20 protein-coding genes are annotated in these 20698 nt (G+C 65.1%); 6 read left to right on the forward strand and 14 right to left on the reverse strand.

Translation table 11 applies throughout. From position 1 onward, the window contains the following. Positions 1 to 981: a quinone oxidoreductase family protein gene (locus FXN65_RS16160; RefSeq protein WP_151134188.1), complete on the reverse strand. Its 981-nt coding sequence runs from the start codon at positions 979 to 981 to the stop codon at positions 1 to 3. Between the two features lie 195 nt (positions 982 to 1176). Then, positions 1177 to 2283, reverse strand: coding sequence for a hypothetical protein (locus FXN65_RS16165; RefSeq protein ID WP_226284109.1), 1107 nt, complete (start codon positions 2281 to 2283; stop codon positions 1177 to 1179). Positions 2284 to 2508: 225 nt separating this feature from the next. Between FXN65_RS16165 and FXN65_RS16170 the strand changes: the two genes are divergently transcribed. Beyond that, entirely contained in the window at positions 2509 to 2811 is a 303-nt protein-coding gene (locus FXN65_RS16170; protein WP_244620680.1) for a hypothetical protein, read from the forward strand. A 31-nt stretch (positions 2812 to 2842) separates the two neighbouring features. Here FXN65_RS16170 and prpD read toward each other — a convergent pair whose 3' ends face one another. Then, complete coding sequence (prpD, locus tag FXN65_RS16175; protein WP_151134195.1) at positions 2843 to 4327, reverse strand: 2-methylcitrate dehydratase; 1485 nt, start codon at positions 4325 to 4327, stop codon at positions 2843 to 2845. A 143-nt stretch (positions 4328 to 4470) separates the two neighbouring features. Between prpD and FXN65_RS27930 the strand changes: the two genes are divergently transcribed. Further along, complete coding sequence (locus FXN65_RS27930; protein ID WP_178119344.1) at positions 4471 to 4614, forward strand: hypothetical protein; 144 nt, start codon at positions 4471 to 4473, stop codon at positions 4612 to 4614. Between the two features lie 149 nt (positions 4615 to 4763). Here the strand turns inward: FXN65_RS27930 and FXN65_RS16180 are convergent, their stop codons facing one another. The 3 genes from FXN65_RS16180 to FXN65_RS16190 all read right to left on the reverse strand — a co-directional run bounded on the left by FXN65_RS16180 (position 4764) and on the right by FXN65_RS16190 (position 8842). Further along, positions 4764 to 7202 (reverse strand): TonB-dependent siderophore receptor, encoded by a 2439-nt coding sequence (locus FXN65_RS16180; protein WP_244620768.1) that lies wholly within the window; start codon positions 7200 to 7202, stop codon positions 4764 to 4766. A gap of 100 nt (positions 7203 to 7302) precedes the next feature. Next, on the reverse strand, positions 7303 to 8268 hold the full coding sequence (locus FXN65_RS16185; protein WP_151134200.1) for a FecR family protein: 966 nt from the start codon (positions 8266 to 8268) through the stop codon (positions 7303 to 7305). Between the two features lie 82 nt (positions 8269 to 8350). Then, complete coding sequence (locus FXN65_RS16190; RefSeq protein WP_151134203.1) at positions 8351 to 8842, reverse strand: RNA polymerase sigma factor; 492 nt, start codon at positions 8840 to 8842, stop codon at positions 8351 to 8353. 193 nt (positions 8843 to 9035) lie between these two features. On the opposite strand from FXN65_RS16190, the gene FXN65_RS16195 reads away from it, so the two are divergent. Next, on the forward strand, positions 9036 to 9599 hold the full coding sequence (locus tag FXN65_RS16195) for a COG3904 family protein (RefSeq protein WP_151134206.1): 564 nt from the start codon (positions 9036 to 9038) through the stop codon (positions 9597 to 9599). Positions 9600 to 9777: 178 nt separating this feature from the next. On the opposite strand, the gene FXN65_RS16200 is transcribed toward FXN65_RS16195, so the two are convergent. Genes FXN65_RS16200 through FXN65_RS16210 form a run of 3 tightly spaced genes read right to left on the reverse strand, consistent with a single transcriptional unit; the run spans position 9778 to position 11111 of the window. Beyond that, positions 9778 to 10005, reverse strand: a complete 228-nt coding sequence (locus FXN65_RS16200; RefSeq protein WP_151134209.1) for a DUF2798 domain-containing protein — start codon at positions 10003 to 10005, stop codon at positions 9778 to 9780. Beyond that, positions 10002 to 10586: a flavodoxin family protein gene (locus FXN65_RS16205; protein ID WP_151134212.1), complete on the reverse strand. Its 585-nt coding sequence runs from the start codon at positions 10584 to 10586 to the stop codon at positions 10002 to 10004. The genes FXN65_RS16200 and FXN65_RS16205 overlap by 4 nt, the downstream gene beginning before the upstream one ends. A 39-nt stretch (positions 10587 to 10625) precedes the next feature. Further along, positions 10626 to 11111: a DUF2938 domain-containing protein gene (locus FXN65_RS16210; RefSeq protein ID WP_151134215.1), complete on the reverse strand. Its 486-nt coding sequence runs from the start codon at positions 11109 to 11111 to the stop codon at positions 10626 to 10628. Positions 11112 to 11192: 81 nt separating this feature from the next. Here FXN65_RS16210 and FXN65_RS16215 point away from each other — a divergent pair, with 81 nt between their 5' ends. From FXN65_RS16215 to FXN65_RS16225, 3 genes are all read left to right on the forward strand, one after another. Next, positions 11193 to 11627, forward strand: coding sequence for a helix-turn-helix domain-containing protein (locus FXN65_RS16215; protein WP_151134218.1), 435 nt, complete (start codon positions 11193 to 11195; stop codon positions 11625 to 11627). Positions 11628 to 11846: 219 nt separating this feature from the next. Then, positions 11847 to 13289 carry a SulP family inorganic anion transporter gene (locus FXN65_RS16220; RefSeq protein ID WP_151134221.1) on the forward strand — a complete coding sequence of 481 codons (1443 nt, stop codon included), beginning with the start codon at positions 11847 to 11849 and terminating at the stop codon, positions 13287 to 13289. Positions 13290 to 13376: 87 nt separating this feature from the next. Continuing rightward, positions 13377 to 13763 carry a VOC family protein gene (locus tag FXN65_RS16225; protein WP_151134224.1) on the forward strand — a complete coding sequence of 129 codons (387 nt, stop codon included), beginning with the start codon at positions 13377 to 13379 and terminating at the stop codon, positions 13761 to 13763. 223 nt (positions 13764 to 13986) lie between these two features. Here FXN65_RS16225 and FXN65_RS16230 read toward each other — a convergent pair whose 3' ends face one another. From FXN65_RS16230 to FXN65_RS16250, 5 genes are all read right to left on the reverse strand, one after another. After that, on the reverse strand, positions 13987 to 15075 hold the full coding sequence (locus FXN65_RS16230; protein ID WP_151134226.1) for a helix-turn-helix domain-containing protein: 1089 nt from the start codon (positions 15073 to 15075) through the stop codon (positions 13987 to 13989). Between the two features lie 66 nt (positions 15076 to 15141). Further along, complete coding sequence (locus tag FXN65_RS16235) at positions 15142 to 16113, reverse strand: PDR/VanB family oxidoreductase (protein ID WP_151134229.1); 972 nt, start codon at positions 16111 to 16113, stop codon at positions 15142 to 15144. 65 nt (positions 16114 to 16178) lie between these two features. Continuing rightward, positions 16179 to 17627 carry an NADP-dependent succinate-semialdehyde dehydrogenase gene (gene gabD, locus FXN65_RS16240; protein ID WP_151134232.1) on the reverse strand — a complete coding sequence of 483 codons (1449 nt, stop codon included), beginning with the start codon at positions 17625 to 17627 and terminating at the stop codon, positions 16179 to 16181. Positions 17628 to 17682: 55 nt separating this feature from the next. Further along, entirely contained in the window at positions 17683 to 18804 is a 1122-nt protein-coding gene (locus FXN65_RS16245; RefSeq protein WP_151134235.1) for an aromatic ring-hydroxylating oxygenase subunit alpha, read from the reverse strand. A gap of 256 nt (positions 18805 to 19060) precedes the next feature. Next, positions 19061 to 20674: a BCCT family transporter gene (locus tag FXN65_RS16250; RefSeq protein ID WP_151134239.1), complete on the reverse strand. Its 1614-nt coding sequence runs from the start codon at positions 20672 to 20674 to the stop codon at positions 19061 to 19063. Between the last annotated feature and the right edge of the window lie 24 nt (positions 20675 to 20698).

Here is a 20698-nt window from a genome sequence, read left to right on the forward strand (position 1 = left end):
TCAGATGACGAAGATGGACGAACCAGTGGTCTTGCGCGATTCCAGGTCCCGGTGGGCCTGTACGGCATCTTCCAGCGCGTAGTGCTGGTTGATGTCGATGCGAATGCGGCCGTTGCCCACGTGGTCGAACAGCTCGCCCACCAGCTCTGCCTTCTCCGCCGGATCGGCGATGTAGTCGGCCAGGGCCGGACGGGTGATGAACAGCGAGCCCTTCATCGCCAGCAGCACCGGATCGAAGGCCGGGATCGGGCCGGACGCGGTGCCGACGCAGACCATCAGGCCACGACGCTTGAGCGAGTCCAGGGAAGCCATGAAGGTGTTCTTGCCGACGCTGTCGAACACCACGTCGACGCCGCGACCGCCGGTCAGCTCGCGCACACGCTTGGCGATGTCTTCTTCGCTGTAGTTGATGACGTGGTCACAGCCGTGGGCACGGGCGACTTCGGCCTTGCCTTCGGTGGACACGGTGCCGATCACGTTCAGGCCGAGCAGCTTGGCCCACTGCGAAACGATCAGGCCGACGCCGCCAGCGGCAGCGTGCAGGAGGATGCTGTCGCCTTCCTTGAAATCGTGGATGCGGCGCATCAGGTAGGCGGAGGTGAGGCCACGCATGGTCATGGCCGCAGCGGTCTCGAAGGAGATGGTGCCGGGCAGCTTGATCAGCGGCGCAGCAGGCACCAGGCGCTCGGTGCTGTAGGCGCCGAGGGTGTTGACGAAGCCGGTGTAGGTCACACGATCGCCCAGGGCGACGTTGTCCACGCCCTCGCCCACTGCAACCACCACGCCGGAAGCCTCGACACCGATGCCATTGGGCAGCGGGATCGGATAGGTACCGTTACGGAAGTAGGTATCGGCGTAGTTGAGACCTACGGCGACGTGACGAACACGCACTTCACCGGGTCCCGGGTCACCGACCTCGACCTCTTCATAGCGCAGTACTTCCGGTCCCCCGGCTTCATAAAAGCGAACGGCTTTGGCCATGCCTGTCTCCAATCTGGATTCTTGTAGTCGGGTCACGGACCCATGGATTGGACTCTAGGCATCCCCCCCTGGAGGTGCTTCGCATCGCACGACGGGGGCTTTTCATTTCATGACAGGCCCCTCCCCGGACGCCCCAACGGCCCGGTGGCCAATCGTTTGCGGGAGTCGATCCGCAAGCTCGGCGGCGCTGTTCGGCTAGTTGTCGGGCAAGGGCACCACACGCGGCAGCGGTTCGAACTGGATCGGCAGGGTTGCCGTCCGCCTCAGGCTGCCCTCGACTTGTCCGGACAAATGGATGACACCGGCCATCACCCCCGTCTCCGGATTGCGCATCAGCTCCAGCCACTCTTCGTCGAAGGCCTGGTTGAGGCTCTTGCGCAAGGTCGCTTCACGGTCATGCCGCCCCTCCTCGTGGAGCATGGCGCCGATACCGGTGAAGCCGAGTGACAGCACCGGGCCCGCCACGCGCCCCATGAAGCTGGTGACGACGCTGGCGGCACCGCTGGTGGCCAGCTCCGTTTCCAGTTGATCGCTTGTCTCGTGAGTGATGGTGGACAACCCGTCGTCCGTGGCCCAGGCACCAGCGCCATTCGGTGCATTGCGTATCCGGCCCATGAGCGAGGCGTAGGCAGGCAGTTCTTCCAGCGGATCGGCCTTGAGGACCTGGAACAGCGAGGCGCGCTGGCCCGGCGGCGGTAGCTCGATGGCCGGGATCTTCTGCAAATGCTGGGCGAACTGATCGGCGGGCACGCCGAAACGCTGGGGTATCACCTGCAAGCGCTCATCCAGCTGCTGGATGTACATCCGCGTGGTCTGCTCCATGATGTCGTCCGGGTCGAGCTGGCGGGCAACCGGCTTGAGCACCTGGTCGTCATATTCTTCCTGCAGGTAGGCAGCCAGCCGATTCACGGTTTCCTCGCGCTTGCCGTCGGAACTCAGGCGGTACCAACCCACCTTCATGCTCAACCACTTGCGGGTCCAGAAACTGGAGAACCAGGGAATGAACTCACTTTCGGTGCGCTGGTAGACCAGGTCCATCCAGCGTTCCATGGAGTCCTGGGCATAGGTCCTGGCCTGCCCGGTGGCGGCCATGGAGGCGGCGGCTATATCCCGGTCCACCTGCCGCCAGGTGCTCTGCGGCACCACGACGGGCGCCACGGAGGGGGCCGGCTTCGAAGCACAACCGCCCAGCGTCAGCGAAAGGGAGACGAGCAACACGAACAGGAGCCGGACCGGCACCTCCCAAAGCCTGCCCGGCAGCCGTTCCACCCGGACTCCGGGAGAACTATCTGCAGCGTTCATAGGGCTTCTTCCACCCCAGGAGCCTTTCGGCCGGGGTCCATTGAGTATAGGAACCGCCCCACCCCGCCGCCCCTCGATCGGACGTACTGCACGTCTGAGCAAAAACGCCCTCCGCGCTGTCTGAACAGTCGCCGGGACGACCACCGCGAAAGCGCGAGTGGCTCCGGCCAACTCCAGACGTATCGGAATCGAGGTAGCGAAATGAAAACAGGCCCGTCAGTGGGTGTGTTTCTTCTGGTTGCAGCCCTTGCCGGCATCGTGCAGAGCGCGCGGGCCGACCACAGGTGGGACAGGGACGATGCCAGGGTCGAGCAGTATCGCGACGGCCCTTGCCGGGTGAAGGAAATCACCGATTACGGCTATTACCGCAAAGTCGTCCGCTGCCCCGGCGGGCGCGGCAAGACGTGGCGCCGGGGCGACTGGCACCGCGACTACCGCGACGGCCCTTGCCGCATACGCATCGATGCCTCTCGCGAGGTCTTCGACAAGGAAAGGGTCTGCCGCACGCGGGATCGCTACCGCGACTGATCACGCCGGGGCCGGCCGTGCCGGCCCCGCTTCAGACCACGAACAGCTCCACGAAACGATCGACGGGCGTTGCCTCCAGGGCTGCCTGGTCCTTGCACAGGGCAAGGATCTGCGCACAGCGCTGCGGCGCGAAACGGGTCGCCAGGCTGGACCTGAACTTTTCTTCCAGTAGCGGCATGCCCTCGGCGCGACGACGACGGTGGCCGATGGGGTATTCCACTTCCACCTTCTCGGTGCTCCGGCCGTCCTTGTAGAACACTTGCACGGCGTTGGCGATGGAGCGTTTGTCGGGCTCCAGGTACTCGCGGCTGTAACGCGGGTCTTCCACCACTTCCATGCGCTCGCGCAGGCGGTCGATGATTGGATGGGACTGGTGGAAGCTGTCTTCGTAGTGCTCGGCCTGCAGGTCACCGAAGGCCAGGGCCACCGCCGTCATGTACTGGAGACAGTGGTCGCGGTCGGCGGCGTTGGCCAGCACGCCCTCCTTGGCAATGATGCGGATGGCCGACTCCTGGGTGGTGATGACGATGCGGTCGATCTCGGTGATGCGGTTGCGCACCAGCGGATGCAGACGCACCGCCGCCTCGCAAGCCGTCTGGCCATGGAACTCGGCCGGGAAGCTGACCTTGAACAGGATGTTCTCCATCACATAGCTGCCGAACGCCTGGGGCAGGCGGAAATGCACCTGCTCCGGCGCCTTGGTCGCCAGGTCCTTGTTGGTGTGGCTGAACAGCACGTCGTAGAACCCCCACTGCGGCGCACTCAACACACCGGGAACACCCATTTCGCCGCGCAGGGCGATTTCCGCCAGGCGCACGCCGCGACTGGTGGCATCCCCCGCCGCCCAGGACTTGCGCGAACCGGCATTGGGCGCGTGGCGATAGGTGCGCAGGGCCTGGCCATCCACCAGGGCGTGGGAGATGGCCGAAAGCAACTGGTCGCGGTTCGCGCCCAGCAACCAGGCGCACACGGCGGTGGACGCCAGCTTGACCAGCACCACGTGATCCAGGCCGACGCGATTGAAGGAATTTTCCAGGGCCATCACGCCCTGTATCTCGTGGGCCTTGATCATGGCCTCCAGCACCAGGCGCATGGTCAGCGGCGCTTCGCCTCGGGCCAGGCGCCGCTGGGAGAGATGATCGGCCACGGCAAGGATGCCGCCCAGGTTGTCGGAGGGGTGCGCCCATTCGGCCGCCAGCCAGGTGTCGTTGAAGTCCAGCCAGCGGATCATCGCGCCCAGGTCCCAGGCGGCCTTCACCGGGTCCATCCGGTAGGACGTACCCGGCACCCGCGAGCCCTGGGGCACCAGGGTGCCCTCCACCAGCGGGCCGAGCAGCTTGGTGCATTCGGGAAAGCGCAGGGCCAGCATCGCGCAGCCGAGGCTGTCCATCAGGCAATTGCGTGCGGTATCCAGCGCCTCAGTGGAAGACGTGCGGTAGTCCAGCACGTAATCGGCTATGGCCTGGATCACCGGATCGTACGGGGGACGCTGGTTCAGGTCGACGTTGCTGCTCATGGCCAAGCCTCTCGATATGACGAGTGGACTGAGCCTAGCAAACACCATCAGCCAGGCGGCCGGGACCGAAAGCGACCGACGGCCAGGGCGCCGCACACGTCGCTGTGCTGGGATTGGATAAGGTCACAGCCGGAGGGCCTGCCATGAACGCCGACCCCAACGTCCGCACCCCTGCCCCCAGGCCGCCGGGGCCCAGCCAGCCGCCGGAGCAGGTACCGGCGGCGGACGTGAAACGCATCAGCGACAAGGCACCGAGCAAGGACAAGAAGCCGGATGATTGGGAGTGAACTGCCCTGTGAGGGTGACTTCATTCGCCTCACCTAAACCCTCTCCCGCACGCGGGAGAGGGGGCGGTCCGTGCCAACCTTCATCCCCGGCACAACCCTGTGGGAGCGAATTCATTCGCCATTGGAATCGCCCCCACAGGCTGAGCGCATCAGAAGCCCACGCTGGCCTGCACGAACCAGGTGCGCGGCTGGCCGACGTAGATCCCCGCGTTGTTGTCGCTGGAGCGGGTGAAGTACTGCTTGTCGAAGATGTTCTTCACACCCACGCCCACCTTCAGGTTGGACAACTGCTCGCCGAAGTCATAGGCACCGCGCAGGTTCCAGGTCACGTAGCCGGGAATGTCGCCGAACTGGCCGTCGGCAGTCGGTTCGGTGATGTAGTCGCCGGTGAAGTTGCCGTTGGAGTCGATGCCGGTACCCGGCGCGCGCTGGCCGGACTGGGCGTAGCCGTCGAAGTTGTAGGTCCAGCGATCCACCTGGTAGCGCAAGCCGACGTTGGCCACATGGCGCGAATAGAACGGCAGGTCGCGGGTCTTGAAGCCCGGGATGTCGCCTTCATAGGTCGCGCGGGTGAAGGTGTAGGTGCCGGTCAGGCTCAGGCCGGAGAGCAGTTCGTCCAGGTTGTAGTAGCCGGACAGTTCCAGGCCCTGGTGCTTGGTGGCGCCCAGGTTGGTCCAGCCCACATCGTTGCTGATGAATTGCAGCTCGTGGTCGAAGTCGATGTAGAACAGCGTCGCTTCGCCGCCCCAGGTCTGGCTGTTGTAGCGCGTACCCAGTTCGTAGGTCTTGGCCTTCTCCGGCTCCAGGCCGTTGGCCGCGTTGTCGCCCACCCCGCCCTGGCCGAGCTGGAAGTACTGCAGGCTGCCGAACGAGGTCTCGTAGTTGGCGAACAGCTTCCAGGCATCCGAGAGGTGGTACATCACGCTGAGGGCCGGCAGCGGCTCGTTGTAGTCCTTTGTGCGGTTCTTCTCCTGCACCGGCTTGCCGTTGGTGCCGATCACCGGTCGCTCATGCCAGTCGGTGTTGATGCTCTCGAAGCGCACCCCCGGAGTGACGGTCCATTTGCCTACGTCGATCTTGTCGTCGATGTAGAAGGCGTTGGCCTCGGTGCCGCCGGTGCGGTCCTGGAACACATGGCCGTCCGCCGACGGGCCGGGAGTCGGCGTCGGGACGTTCTTCACCAGGGCCAGGCGGCTGCTTTCCTCATGCATGGCCTCTTTCAGGTAGCGGTAGCCGACGCCCACCTCGTGGGTGCTGTCACCGGCGAAGAAGATGCGCGAGACGCGCGGCTCGATTCCGTAGGTGTAGTAGCTGCGCGGATAGGAATTGAGGAACTTCTGGTCGCGGCTGGCGATGTGGCTGCCCCGGAAGCTGTCGCTGTAGTAGGTCAGCACTTCCACCTGGGTGACGTCGTCCACCTGGCGCAGGTACTTCAACGAAACGTCCTTGCGGCGGCCGCTGAAGTTGTCCCAATCGCGGTCGGACTGGAAGGGATTGTCGTCGTACTGCGCCTGGGTGAGGCCGCCCGGCATATCGGCGGAAGCGTCGTAGTAGTGGAAGTTCAGCGACAAATCGTCCTGCTCGGTGGGTGCCCAGTGGGTCTTGAGCATCACGTCGTCGATGTCGTTGTCGTTGTTGCCATCGCGGTAGCCGTCGCCGTTGACGCCCGAATAGAGCAGCGCGGCGCCGATGCCGTTATCCGCGGTACCGCCGAGGAAAGCGCTGTTCAGGTACTTCCAGCCGCCGTGGGCGGTGTCTTCCAGGGTGGTGGAGACATCGCCGGAGAATTTCTCCGGGATGGCGCGGGTGACGAAGTTGATCACGCCACCGACGTTCTGCGGGCCGTAGCGCACGGAGCCGGCGCCACGCACCACGTCGATGCTGTCGAGATTGCCGATGGAGATGGGCGCCATGGACAGCTGCGGCTGGCCATAGGGAGCGAAGGCGGCGGGTACGCCGTCGATCAGCACGGTGGAACGGGGCGAGAGGCGCGACGTCAGGCCACGCACGCCGAAGTTCAGGGCGATGTCACTGCCGCCGGTGCCGTTGGATTCCTGCACCTGCACGCCGGGCACGCTACGCAGGGCATCGCGCACGTTCATCGCGCCCTTCTCGATCATCGCCTCGCGGCGCACCACGGTGCGGGCGCCGGGGTGGTTCTGCACCACGGCATCTTCGGCGGTACCCAGCCAGTCGCCGACCACGGTGATGCTGGAAGCCGGCAGCTCCATGGCGGATGCACCCTCATCGCCGGAAACGCGACGCAGTACGGCGGTGCCGTCCGCCAGGTCGAAGGTCAGGCCGCTGCCCTGCAGCAACGTGGAGAGGACTTCTTCCGGCAGCAGGTTGCCATCCACCGCCGGTGCCTGCTTGCCGGCCACCAGGTCAGGACTGAAGAAGAGTTGCAGCGAGGTCTGCTGGCCCAGTTGGCCAAGGGCGCTGGCCAGGGACTGCGCCGGAATGTGCACTTCCTTGCGTTCGGAGGCCTCGGCGCCGAGGCTGGCCACCGCCAGGGCGACGGCCAGGCTCAGGGGCAGCCAGCGCTGGGTCTTGCGGGAAGAGGCTGCGGATACCGCTTGTTGCTGTATTTCGTTGTTCACGTTCGTTCGGTCCTGAAAGAAAGCCCCAGCCATGCGCCGGGCGTGAAGAGTCGGACAGGAAGACGAACGAGCTGAAAAAAACCTGAATCTAAAACGGAATAATTTCGTTTGAGCCGTCAGGAAGGGTCCTGACCTTGACCGGCAGGATGCGCGGCAAGGCCACCAACAGCGCGTTGGTGTCATCGGCGCGAAACACGCTGGAGAAGCGCAAGCCCGCTACTTCCGGGGCAACGCGCAGGGTTTTTTCGCGGTAACGGGACACTTGCTCCGCCACCTCGGCCAGGGGTACGTCATTGAAGACCAGCTTGCCCTGGCGCCAGGCGGTGATGGCGGCGATGTCGATGCGCTGCACCGGACCGACGGCGCCATCGGCCGCAACGCGCACGCCGTCACCGGCCAGCAACGGCCGACTGGCCTCCGCGCCCTGCCCGCCAGCGACCAGCACCCGTCCCGACTCCACGGCCACGCGCACATCTTGCTCGCCGTGGCGCACGTTGAAGCGGGTGCCAGTGACGGTCACGCGGCCGGCGCCGGCTTCCACCACGAAGGGTCGCGCCTCGTCCGGCGTCACGCTGAACAGCGCTTCGCCGGCCTCCAGCCGTACCAGGCGGCGGTTCGCGGAATAGACGATCGTGACACGGGTACGGCCATTGAGATCGAGAGTCGAGCCGTCAGCCAGGGTGACCTGGCGGCGTTCGCCGAGCGCGGTCACATAGCTTTCGCCCCGCAGCGAGAAGGGGTCGAACAGGTAGGTCACGCCACCCGCCAGCACCACGCTGGCCGCTGCAGCCAGCACGCCCTGCAGGAAGCGACGACGCGACGGTACCGGCATGGGCCGGACCTCAGCACTGCACAGTTCACGCAGGCGCTGCTCCGGAATCAGGTCGGCGGCGCTCCAGAGGCGTTCGAGCAACTGGTATTCGGTCCGGTGCGACGCATCCGCCGCCAGCCAGGCTTCGAAAGCGCGACGGTCCTCGTCGCCCTGCCCGGGGTCACGATTGCGGCTGAACCAGTAGGCGGCTTCGTCTCGCGCGCGGCAGTCGGCATTCGTCATCGGTTGGCCATCCAGGTGGCGGGAATCAGGCTGCGGTCGTTGTCCATGTCTCGGGTCTTGCTGCCCTGTGTGCGCTGTCGGCTCATGTGGCGCTCAGGTCCAGGCGCTCACGCAGATGGCGGAGGGTGCGGATCATATACCGCTCCACCATGTTCCTGGATAACCCCAGGCGCTCGGCGATCTCCGCCTGGCTCTGCCCTTCCAGCTTCTGCCAGATGAACACCTGGCGGCAGTTCAGCGGCAGCTCCGCCAGGGCTTTCTCGATCGAGTCGGCCAACTGGACGGCATGCATGTAGGACTCGGGGTCGTTCCTCGACTCCTCGCCCGACTCGGCCAAGTCCAGCTCGATCTGGGCACGGCGCTCCTCGCGGCGGAAGTGGTCGACAGCGATGTTCCGGGTGGTCTGGTGCAGGTAGGCGCGCGGTTGCTGGACATTGTCCTGGTCGGCTTCCAGGACCCGGACGAAGGCGTCGTGGGCCAGATCCTCGGCGCGATGGCGGTTCCTCAGCCGGCGCGTCCACGTGCCGATGAGTTCTTCATAGTGCTCGAAGAAGCCATGATTGCGCTGAGGCATCTGAGGAGGTAGGAAGGGTCGGAAATCGAAAGTCGCGAATGATAATAGGTTGCAAGTATTCCCGCAATTTCCGCTCAGCCTCCGGGTTTGGCCATCCGACGAAAGCCTCTTTCCAGGTCATATGGAGACTTGGCACCTTTTTTCGGTATCTTCTCCGACCGTCGCCAACCCTCCTCCGGAAAGAGCCTGCTCCATGAGCCGTACCGCATTCCAGGCTGCCGTCTTCTGCATCGCCTCCCTCTGCTCGGCCGCTACCTTCGCCAAGGTGGAAGTCCAGCCCGTGCAGCACAGCAAGGCAGGCCGGATTCTCGCCGTGCAGATTTCCGAAGACATCGCCCCCGGCGATTACGAAGCCCTGATGAAGGGCCTGCGCGCCAACCCGGGCAAGTTCGATCGCAAGCTGGCCCTGCTGGACAACATCGGCGGCAGCGTCACCGAGGCCATCCGCATGGGCCGCCTGCTGCGGGAAACCGGCTTCGACGTGATGGTGCCCTCCGAAGGCGTGTGCCAGGGAAGCTGCATCTACCTGCTGGCCGCCGGCCGCAACAAGACCGTGCGCGGCTACGTGGGCCTGCACCGCCCCTACTTCCCCCACGGCGACTCCGCCCTTGCCGCCGCCGGCAGCGGCTACAGCCCTACCGCCTACCTCAAGGACATGAACGTCCCCCTGAGCCTGCTGGACGACATGAACGGCATCGAACCGACGCGCATGCGGGTGCTGACGAAGGATGAGCTGGCGAAATATCGGCTGAACTGACCAAGCCTGCTCCACCGCGGCGTTCAGGGTGGAAGACGCTCTATTCATCCACCATCGGGGTCGAGCCAGGCCTGGGTCGGTAGAAGGCTGCAGGACGAATCGGCCGGCGTTCAGCGAGCTTGCGGTATCCATGCGAACAGGACTGATGGGTATCGCAAGCTCCACCCAGCCTGCGGCTTCATTCCTTCCCCACCAGCCCCTCCACCAATCGCCGCGCCACTGGCGACACCAGCAGCACCGCCGGAAAGGCCACCAGCCAGGCCATGAGCCAGGCGCCGAGCCAGAGGCCGGGAAAGTCCGCCGCCGGGCCTGCAGCACGCCAGGTGGAGATGCCGGATACGAGCAGGGACATGAGCCCGGAGAGGATCAGGCCGAAGACTAACGGGGCGAAACGGCGGGGAATCATGCGGGCACCTCCGTCGCAGGCACGGCAAGCTGGTGCAGGGTCTCGGAGAAATTCCGGCCGAACATCCGCGCGGTCTTCACATCCCCCGGTGCGAATGGGTCGGCGGGAGCCGAATGGCTGGACTGGGCCATCAGACCGGACCAGGAGCCCAGACGGTTGGCGGCGTCCTCAATGGGCACGCCGGCATGCTGCTCCGGCAGGATGGGGTTGCCCACCCAGAGCATGCCGTGTTGCATGCAGAACACGAACAGCGCCATGAGGGTGGATTGCTTGTCCCCTGCCGCCAGTGACGACACGGTGAATCCCGCCGCCAGGCGCCCGTTCAATTGCTGGCTACGCCACAACGGCCCAGTGGCGTCCATGAAGGATTTGAAGACCCCGGAAACACCGCCGAAATAGGTCGGCGAGCCCAGGATGAAGCCATCGAATGCCAGCAATTGGCCGGGTTCGCCGGCCAGGTCTTCGGCCTTGAGCAGGTGGACTTCCATATTGGCGACGTCCTGGGCGCCTTCGCAGATCTGCCGGGCGATGTGCTCGGTGTGGCCAAAGGCACTGTGGTAGATGACAGCGAGCTTTCTCATGGTGAGTGATCCCATTTGCAGTGATGAGGAGAGCCGGACTCAGCGGGTGGCCCAGCCCAGCAGGACAGCGGCAAGGAAAAGGCCCAGGCCGAAGACGCTGTGGTTGGCCAGGCTGCGCAGGCAGTTCTTCAGCGGCGTAGGCGTCTTGCTGGCGAAGAATCCCGCCCCCATGGCGGGCTGCATGACCAACAGGGGCGCGGCCACCGTACCCATGCCCAGCAGCAGCGCGGGCAGTGGCGTCGGACTGGCGGCCCAGTCGACGCCGGCAAGCCCCACCAGCAGGGCCGCAAAGGCAACGCCGATGGCGTAGTGGGTGAACCAGCCAAGAGCCAGTTCACCGGGGATGGCCTCTGCCTTGGCTATGGCCTCGTGACTGAAGCGGCCACGCAACAGGTGGCCTATCCAGCGGCCGATGAAGCCGAAATTGAGCGTCTGGACACCCAACCGCTTGAGGAAGACCAGCCAGATATCCATGACGGCGGTGGCGCCGATTCCGATGCAGGTCACCGTGATGATGTCGTTCATGTGAGCCCCTTGTGCGTTGACGGTGGGTGGTGTCGGGGCCACTCTAGAAGTTGAAGTCAACTTCAAGTCAAGGGATCACAGATGGACATTGCCGAGGTCGCCCGACGCACGGGGCTGCCTTCATCGACGCTGCGTTACTACGAGAAAAAAGGCCTGATCACATCCCTCAGCCAGCAGGGAACCCGGCGCTGGTTCGCGCCCGGCATTCTCGATCAGTTGGCGCTCATCTCCCTCGGCCAGGCGGCGGGGCTGTCGCTGGATGAGATCCGCTCGATGTTCTCGCCCAACGGCGAACCGGACATCGACCGTGAGTTGCTCGCGGCCAGGGCCGATGAGATCGATGCGCTGGTCAAGCGCTTGAAAGCCATGAGCGACGGCCTGCGTCATGCTGCGGCCTGCCCGGCGCCGAGCCATTCGGAATGCCCGACCTTCAAGCGATTGCTGAAGGCCGCGTCGAGTGGCGCAATCGAGCGGCGCTGGAACAAGTCGGCGCCCAAGCCCAGGAACCGGTCGTAGGAACGAGCCCTGCTCGCCGATACCCCGTCACCCGCATTCGGAGGCAGGGCGCGCCGTGCGCACCGAGGCGATGGTTTCAACACCGAGCCTGCTCCCCGGTGCGCGCGGCGCACCCTACGGGACCGATCGACTGGCCGGGTCAGCACCATCTCCGTATCATCCGCCCCCCCTTTGCCATTCCCGTGGCCGGTGCCGCCGGCCCTTTGATTCAGGTACAGCATGAAACCAGCCCGCCTGCGCGCCGATGTCCTGGCCGGACTCACCACGTCCTTCGCGCTCGTCCCCGAATGCATCGCCTTTGCCCTGGTCGCCCATCTCAATCCGCTGATGGGTCTGTACGGCGCCTTCATCATCTGCACCCTGACCGCCCTGTTCGGCGGCCGGCCGGGCATGGTTTCCGGGGCGGCGGGCTCGATGGCCGTAGTGATCGTCGCCCTGGTGGTGCAGCACGGCGTGCAGTACCTGCTCGCCACGGTGCTGCTGGGCGGCCTGATCATGATCGCCTTCGGACTGCTGCGCCTCGGCAAGCTGGTGCGGATGGTGCCCTACCCGGTGATGCTCGGCTTCGTGAACGGCCTGGCCATCATCATTGCGCTTGCCCAGCTGGAGCATTTCAAGGCGGGAGAAGACTGGCTGAGCGGCAATCCGCTGTACCTGATGCTGGGCCTGGTGGTGCTGACGATGGCCATCGTCTACCTGCTGCCACGCCTGACCCGCGTGGTACCGCCGGCCCTGGTGGCGATCCTCGGCGTCGGCCTGCTGGTCTACCTGCTTGGCCTTCCTACCCGCACCCTGGGCGATATGGCGCACATCGCCGGCGGGCTGCCCGCGCTGGCATTGCCGGACATCCCCTGGAATCTGGAGACCCTGAGGATCGTCACACCCTACGCGGTGCTGATGGCGCTGGTGGGCCTGCTGGAAACCCTGCTGACCCTCAATCTCACCGACGAGATCACCGAGAGCCGTGGCTTCCCGGACCGGGAATGCGTGGCCCTCGGTGCGGCCAACATCGTCTCGGGTGCCTTCGGCGGCATGGGCGGCTGCGCCATGATCGGCCAGACGGTGATCAACCTCAGCTCCGGCGGCCGTGGGCGAGTTTCCGGGGTGATTGCCGGAGTGATGATCCTGCTCTTCGTGCTGTTCCTCTCGCCGCTGATCGAGCGCATTCCGCTGGCGGCGCTGGTGGGCGTGATGTTCGTGGTGGCCCAACAGACATTCGCCTGGGGCTCGCTGCGGGTGGCCGGCAAGGTGCCGCTGAACGACGTCCTGGTGATAGTCGCCGTGACCGTCATCACCGTGTTCACTGACCTCGCCACCGCCGTGCTCTGCGGCATCATCATCGCCGCACTGAACTTCGCCTGGCAGCACGCCCGCGAGCTCTATGCCGACAGCCACGACGAGGCCGATGGCAGCAAGCTGTATCGCGTCCACGGCACGCTGTTCTTCGCCTCCAGCACGCCCTTCCTCAACCAGTTCGACCCGGCCGGCGACCCCGCCCAGGTGACCCTGGACTGCCAGCACCTGAGCTTCGTCGACTACTCGGCCATCGCCGCGCTGAGAACCCTGCGCGAGCGCTACGCCAAGGCCGGCAAGCACCTGCGCGTGGTGCACCTGTCCGAGCGCTGCAAGAAGCTGCTCAAGCGGGCTGGCGAACAGCACTGACCCCTCGTCGGTCCGGCTGGCGGGGACGGGGGGCGTGCGCTGCAGTTAGTTCGGGGATGGAAGGCGCAAACCTGCAAGGAGGTTGCCATGGCCATTCAACTCGACCACCTGATGGTGCCCGCGCGGGACAAGCTGCGCTCCGCGAAACTCCTGGCCGAACTGCTCGATGTGCCCTGGTCGGCGACCGGCATCGGGCCATTTGCGCCGGTGTATGTGAACGACGGGCTGACCCTGGACTTTGACCAATGGGGCGAGCCTTTCCCGCTGATCCACTACTGCTTCCGGGTGAGCCCGGAGGAATTCGAGGCGATCCTGGGGCGCATCCGGGCAGCAGGCATCGATTATCGCAGTGCCGTCCATGGGCCGGTCGACCATCAGGTGGACAGGGAACATGGCGGCTCCATCGTCTACTGGAACGAGCCGGACGGGCATCAGTGGGAGCTGCTGACGGAGAGTTATGCGCGGCGGGACTGACGCCGCTCGGGCTGGTGCCTTTACTGTGGGGGCAGTTGGCTCTGCGGGGGCGAATTCATTCGCCAGGCAGGCCGAAGGGCTGCCCTGATCGTCCGAGGTGGCGGTAGGCGCCCTCCCCCCGGCCCTTCTCCCTGAAGTGGAGAGGGGTGAGTCACACTGGCAATTCCGTGCTGCCCGGGGACTCCCTGCATGTGGGAGCGAATTTATTGGCGATTTCGCGGCATCAGCCCTTGAGGGCCCGCAGCTGCTGCTCCAGTTCTTCGACCCGGGCCTCCAGCGCCTGGCGTTCCGCGCGCAGGGCGGTGATGTCGTCGTAGACGCTGATCATGTGTTCCGGGCTGCCGTCGCGGGGGTTGCGCTGGACGGAGGTGCGGACCTTCACCCAGATGGTGCTGCCGTCCTTGCGGCGGAAGCGTTTTTCCATGGTGCTGACGGTTTCCTGGCCATCCAGCAGGCGCTGGACCTGGGCCAGGTTGGCGGAGAGGTCGTCGGGATGGGTCAGCTCCTGGAAGGTCAGGCCGGCAAGTTCCTCGGCGCTGTAGCCCAGCAGCTCGCACAGCGGCTGGTTGACCCGCTGCCATTGCCCGTCCAGGCCGATGTAGGCCAGGGCGCCGCCAGCCAGTTCGAATATGGCGCGGAAGCGTTCCTCGCTCTGGCGCAGTTCGTCCTCCACCCGCTTGCGTTCGGTGCTGTCCAGGCTGATGCCGACCATCTTCACCGAGCGGCCGGAAGCGTCCTGCAACGACGTGGCGCGGGAGGTGATCCAGCGTTGCTCGCCATTGGGATGGAAGATGCGGAAGTCGAACTCGTAGCCTTTGCCCTCGGCCACGCACTCGCGGTAGATGGCCTGCAGCGCGTTGACGTCGTCGGGATGCAGGTGGCACCAGAAGTCTTCATTGCGGCGCACCGGCCAGCCGTATACGGCCTCGACGTTGGCCGAGTATGAGACTTCGTCGGTGATCAGGTTCCATTCCCAGTTCACGATGCCGGCGCTTTCCTGGGCCAGCTTCATGCGCGCTTCGCTTTCCATGATCTCGGCGGTGTACTTGCGCCGCACATCGGTCATGGGCAGGTCCTGCACCTCCACGTGCTGGGCGTCCTGCAGGGCTTCGTCGCCATAGCGCAGCCAGATCCAGTTGACCTTGAGGAAGCTGGCCAGCTTGCGCAGGTTGTCATAGTCGATCTCGCCGCCACGGGTCCACTTGTGTACAGCTGTACGCGAGATGCCGAGCACCGTGGCCACGGCCTGGAGCGTCAGTTTCTGGTGTTCGAGCAGTTCTTTGAGGCGGAAGGCGAAGCTGTTTTCTGTCATGGCGAGCATGTCCCTGAGCCAGGCGACGCAGTATACACGTCGCCAGCTCCGCCCCATCCCGCCGCCTTACAGGTCTAGAACAAGACGCTGCCCCTTCGCGCGGGAGACGCACAGCATCATGGTCTGCTGGGCGGCTTTCTCGTCATCGGAGAGGTACTGGTCGAAGTGTTCGGCTTCCCCTTCGAGGATGCGGGTCTCGCAGGTGCCGCAAACACCCTCGCGGCACAGGCATTCCACCTGGGCGGCGTTGGATTTCTCGATGGCCTGGAGGATGGTCATGCCCTCCTCCACCTGCAGCTCGCGGCCGGACTGGGCCAGCACCACCGTGAAGGCGCCACCGGTGGCCGGTGCGGCGGCGAACTGTTCCCAGTGCACACGAGCGTCGGGGATGCCCTGGGCCTTGGCGGTGGCGATCACCGCGTCGATCAGCGGCTTGGGACCGCAGACGTAGACATGGGCATCCGCGTCCAGGCCGCCGATGAGTCCGGCCAGGTTCAGCGAGGTACCCAGGCTGTCGACATAGAAGCGCACCTGCTGGGCGTGCGGGCCGTCGGCCAGTTCACCCTGGAAGGCGCCGTGTTCCGGGCTGCGGAAGGCGTAATGCAGTTCGTAGCGGGCGCCCTGGGCGCGCAACTCGGGGAGCTGGGCGAGGAACGGCGTGATGCCGATGCCACCGGCGATCAGCACGTGCCTGCCAGCGGCCGGGTCGATGGCGAAGAGGTTGTTGGGGCTGGAGATGACCAGCTCGGTGCCCACTTCGACCTGCTGGTGCATGAAGGCCGAACCGCCCTTGGACTGTTCTTCCAGGCGCACGCCGATCTGGTAGCTGGAGGTGTCGGCCGGGTCGCTCATCAGCGAGTAGGCGTTACTGAACTGGCGGCCGTCGGCGCCCTTCATCTGCACGATGATGTGACTGCCGCCGGTAAAGGCCGGCAACGGCTGGCCGTCGGCGCGCTCCAGGGTGAAGCGCTTGATCTGGGGGGTCGCCTGTTCCACCGCGGTCACGCGGGCAGACATCATTTCATAGGAGTTGGCCATCGCTCACCTCTGTTGCGACTGCGGGCGGCGCTGGGCGCCGCCCTGATGGTGCGTGGTGCCCGCCGTCAGACAGCGAGGCACAGGTACTTCATTTCCAGGTAGTCCTCGATGCCGTATTTCGAGCCTTCGCGGCCAAGGCCGGACTGCTTGACGCCACCGAAGGGAGCCACCTCGTTGGAGATCAGGCCGGTGTTGATGCCGACCATGCCGTACTCCAGCTGCTCGGCGATCTTCCACACGCGGCCGATGTCGCGGCTGTAGAAGTAGGCCGCCAGGCCGTAGAGGGTGTCGTTGGCGAAGCGCACCACTTCTTCATCTGAGGAGAAGCGCACCAGGGGCGCCACCGGGCCGAAGATTTCCTCGTCCAGCAGCTGCATGCCCGGCGCCACGCCGGTCAGCACCGTGGGCTGCAGGAAGTTGCCGCCCAGTTCGTGGCCATCGCCGCCCACCAGGATATCGGCGCCCTTCTCCACCGCGTCGGCGATCAGGCTCTGCACCTTGTCCAGCGCCTTGCCGGTGATCAGCGGACCGATCTGGGTCGCGCCTTCCAGGCCGTGACCGACGCGCAGGCCGCGCACGCGGGCGGCGAAGCGCTCGGCGAAGGCGTCGTAGACGGCGTCATGCACGTAGAAGCGGTTGACGCAGACGCAGGTCTGGCCGGCGTTGCGGTACTTGGCGACCAACGCCCCTTCCACGGCGGCATCGATATCCGCGTCGTCGAAGACGATGAAGGGCGCGTTACCGCCCAGCTCCAGGGAAACCTTCTTGATGGTGGGTGCGCACTGGCCCATCAGCAGGCGGCCTACTGGCGTGGAGCCGGTGAAGCTCAGCTTGCGCACCAGCGGGTGGCTGGTGAGCTGGGCACCGATGGCCACCGCATCGCCGGTGACGATGCTGAGCACGCCGTCCGGCACGCCTGCGCGTTTCGCCAGTTCGGCCAGTGCCAGGGCGGAGAACGGGGTCTCGTTGGCCGGCTTGACCACGATGGTGCAGCCCGCCGCCAGGGCCGGCGCCACCTTGCGGGTGATCATGGCCGATGGGAAGTTCCAGGGCGTGATGGCGGCGCAAACACCGATGCCCTGCTTGACCACCACCAGGCGCTTGTCGCCGGCCGGCGAAGGAATCACGTCGCCATAGATGCGCTTCCCCTCTTCGGCGAACCACTCGATGAAGGACGCGGCATAGCGGATTTCGCCCACGGCTTCGGCAAGCGGTTTGCCTTGCTCCAGGGTCATCAGGCGTGCCAGGTCGTCTTCGTGCCGGAGCATCAGCTCGAACCAGCGGCGCAGGATCTGCGCGCGTTCCTTGGCGGTGCGGGCACGCCAGGCCGGCAGCGCGGCGTCGGCGGCCTCGATGGCGCGCAGGGTTTCACTGCCGCCCATGTTCGGCACGCGGCCCAGCAGCTCGCCGCTGGCCGGGTCGGTCACGTCCACCGTGCGGCCGTCGTCGGCGTCGCACCAGGTGCCGGCGATGAAGGCCTGCTGGCGGAACAGGTCGTTGTCTTTCAGGTTCACTCGGTAATTCCTCTTCGCGACACGGGCCGCCGCACGCAGGCGGCGACCACGGCCATCAACGGTCCAGGTGGGCGACGGCGATCAGGTTGTGGAAGTGAGCGATGCCGTGCTCGCTCTGGCCGCTGCGCTGGCTGTCCACCATGATCCGGCCCTGGCCCCGGTAGCCACGGGACTTCAGGCCCTTCTGCACGCTTTCCACCAGGCGCAGGTCTTCCGGACGGAACACGTCGCGGTACCACTCGATCAGCGACTGCTGCTCGGGGGTGATGTCCTTGTTCAGGAAGTAGATGTCGTAGTGCTGCAGGGTCACTTCGGCGCTGACCGGGAACTCGTAGATCACGGTCATGAAGTTGCCGCCAGGCGGCGCGTTGAACATGGTGCAGGGCCAGACCCAGAAGCCGCTGAAGGACGGGTCCTTCACCGACTCGTCGAACTTGAAGGACTTCTCCGACGGTTTGGCCAGGCCGTACTGCAGCGACCAGTTGCCGTGCATGGTGTGGGTGTACTGGCCGACATCGACGGAGTCGGAGAAGCCCGGGTGGGCCGGGGCGCAGTGGTAGCACTCCATGTAGTTGTCGACGATGGACTTCCAGTTGGCCGGGGTCTCGGTGACGAAACGGGCCGCCAGGTGCAGGTCGTCCACCACCGGGCAGGCCTGGCGCAGGCGGGCTTCGAGGCCCGGCAGCTGCTCTTCTACGGAGCCGGCGTCCTTGTTCATGTTGACGAAGATGAAGCCGGCGTACTCCTCCACGCGCAGCTGCACCAGGCTGGAGTTGGCCTTGTCGAAGTTGGCGACGTGGTCGCAGTTGCGCGCATGGGCCAGCTCGCCGTCGAGCTTGAAGGTCCAGGCATGGTACGGGCAGGTGATGACGTTCTTCGCCTTGCCGTCGCCCTGCAGCAACTGGTGGCCACGGTGCGGGCAGACGTTATAGAAGGCGCGCAGTTCAGCGTCGCGGCCGCGCACGACGATGATGCTCTCGCCGATGTACTCGCGGGTGATGTAAGCGTTGTTCTCTGCCACTTCGCTGCGATGGCCGACGCAGACCCAGCTGTTGGCGAATATCTTCTCCTTTTCGAAATCGAAGACTTCCGGACGGGTGTAGTAGCTGGCAGGAATGGTGTAGGCCTCATCGGCGTTGGCACAGAAGTCGGCAGGGAGGCGTTGGATATCGTTCATCTTATGTACTCCAGGCATTAAGGGCGCCGGTTCGGGCCGGGCCATAACAGCTTTTTTACTTTTGGTTAACACAAATCTATCAGTTAACAGATCGGGCAAAATTTTTTGGGCCCAGGTTGGTCCGAGCCCTTCGAGGCCCGACGTGGCACATGAAAGTCATGCCGAATCGTTGGGCGTCGCATCGCTCAGCGGAACGCCACCCGGCCCAACCTGCAGAGGCACCACCCGGCACGTCCCTGTGCCGGCACAACTCGACTCACTGTGCGGTGGCGGTGCTCAGGCGCACGCCTTCCTCCGCTTTCGGCGGCTCGACGCTTTCGTCCAGGCCGCGGCGTACCGCTTCTTCCTCGATCAGGTGGGCTGGCATGCTGCCGTAGTCCTGGATCATCCACTTGAAGAAGCCGTAGATCTTGGTCAGCAGGATCACCAGGAAGGGGATCGCGGTCAGCACCACGGCGGTCTTCATGGTCGACAGCGACGCCTTGGCGAACAGCATGGCCAGCGGGATCAGGGTCAGCATCACGCACCAGAACAGGCGGTGGGTCGGGGTCGGGTCCTGGCCTTCTTGCAGGTTGCGGGTGCTGGTGGCCGCCACGGCGTAGGCCGCTGCGTCCATGTGGGAGGCGCAGAACACCGCCATGATGAACAGGTACACCGCCAGGAACACCTTGCCGAAGGGCAGCGCCGTCAGGAGCATTTCCACGGCGGTCTCACCGCCCTGCTCGCTGAGAATGCGCGGCACGTCGATGGCGCCGGTGATGAACTGGTGCATGCTGTAGCTTTCCAGTGCGCCGAAGAAGAACCAGCAGCCCACGCTCCCGCCGAGCAGCAGCGCGGCGACCACTTCCTTGATCTTGCGGCCCTTGGATACGCGGGTCACGAACATCGCCACGCCCGGCGCGTAGGACACCCACCACAGCCAGTAGAACACCGTCCAGTTGCGGGTGAAGGCACCGTCGCCCGCCGGGTCGGTGAACAGGCTCATGTGCACGTAGTTCTGGATCATCAGGCCGATGGCATTGGCGGTGTTGTTCAGGGTGAACTGGGTCGGACCGACCAGGAACACCACGCCAGCGAAGGCCAGGGCGCCGACGCACACCATCTTCGACAGGCGCTGCATGCCGCCGTCAATGCCGATGTAGGAGCTCAGGGAGAAGATCACCGCCACGACGCCGATCACCACCAGTTGGGTGACGAAAGTATCCGGAATGCCGGTGAGGCCGGACAGGCCGCGAGTCAGGGTGGAAGCGGTGAGCGCCAGGGAGACGGTCAGCGCGCCGAACATGGTGAGCAGGAAGATCAGGTCCACCAGACGGCCAACCGGCCCATTGGCGCGGAAGCCGGTGACCGCTTCGATGATCGAAGCCAGGCCCAGACCGCTCTTCTTGCGCACGTGGAAGTGATAGGCGAGCGCCAGCGACGACAGCGCATAGAGCGACCAGGCGCTGATGCCCCAGTGGAAGAAGGAATAGCTGACGCTGAAGTCCAGCGCTTCGCGGCTGCCGGCAGCGATGTTCAGGCCAGGGGTCTGGTAGTAGTACGCCCACTCCATCACGCCCCAGTAGAGGGTCGAGGAGCCCATGCCGGCGCAGATGAACATGAACACCCAGGTCATGTTCGTGTACTCGGGCTTGCCGTTGCCCAAGCGGATGTTGCCGTACTTGCTGAACGCCAGGTACAGCACGGCAAGGGCAGTGCCGAACACGAACAGCTGCACGGTGGTGCCGAAGGTGCGGGTGGAAATCTCGAAGAGCCGGTTGGCCATGGCCTCCGACTCGGCAGGGAACGCAGCAAGGCCGATCACGGTCAGGGCCACGGCAATCAGGCTCGCCGTGATCAAGAACATGTCTTTCTTATTGTTGTTGGACATCGATGTCTCCTGAAACTGGATAAC

It is taken from the genome of Pseudomonas lalkuanensis, assembly GCF_008807375.1.
Lineage (GTDB): Bacteria > Pseudomonadota > Gammaproteobacteria > Pseudomonadales > Pseudomonadaceae > Metapseudomonas > Metapseudomonas lalkuanensis.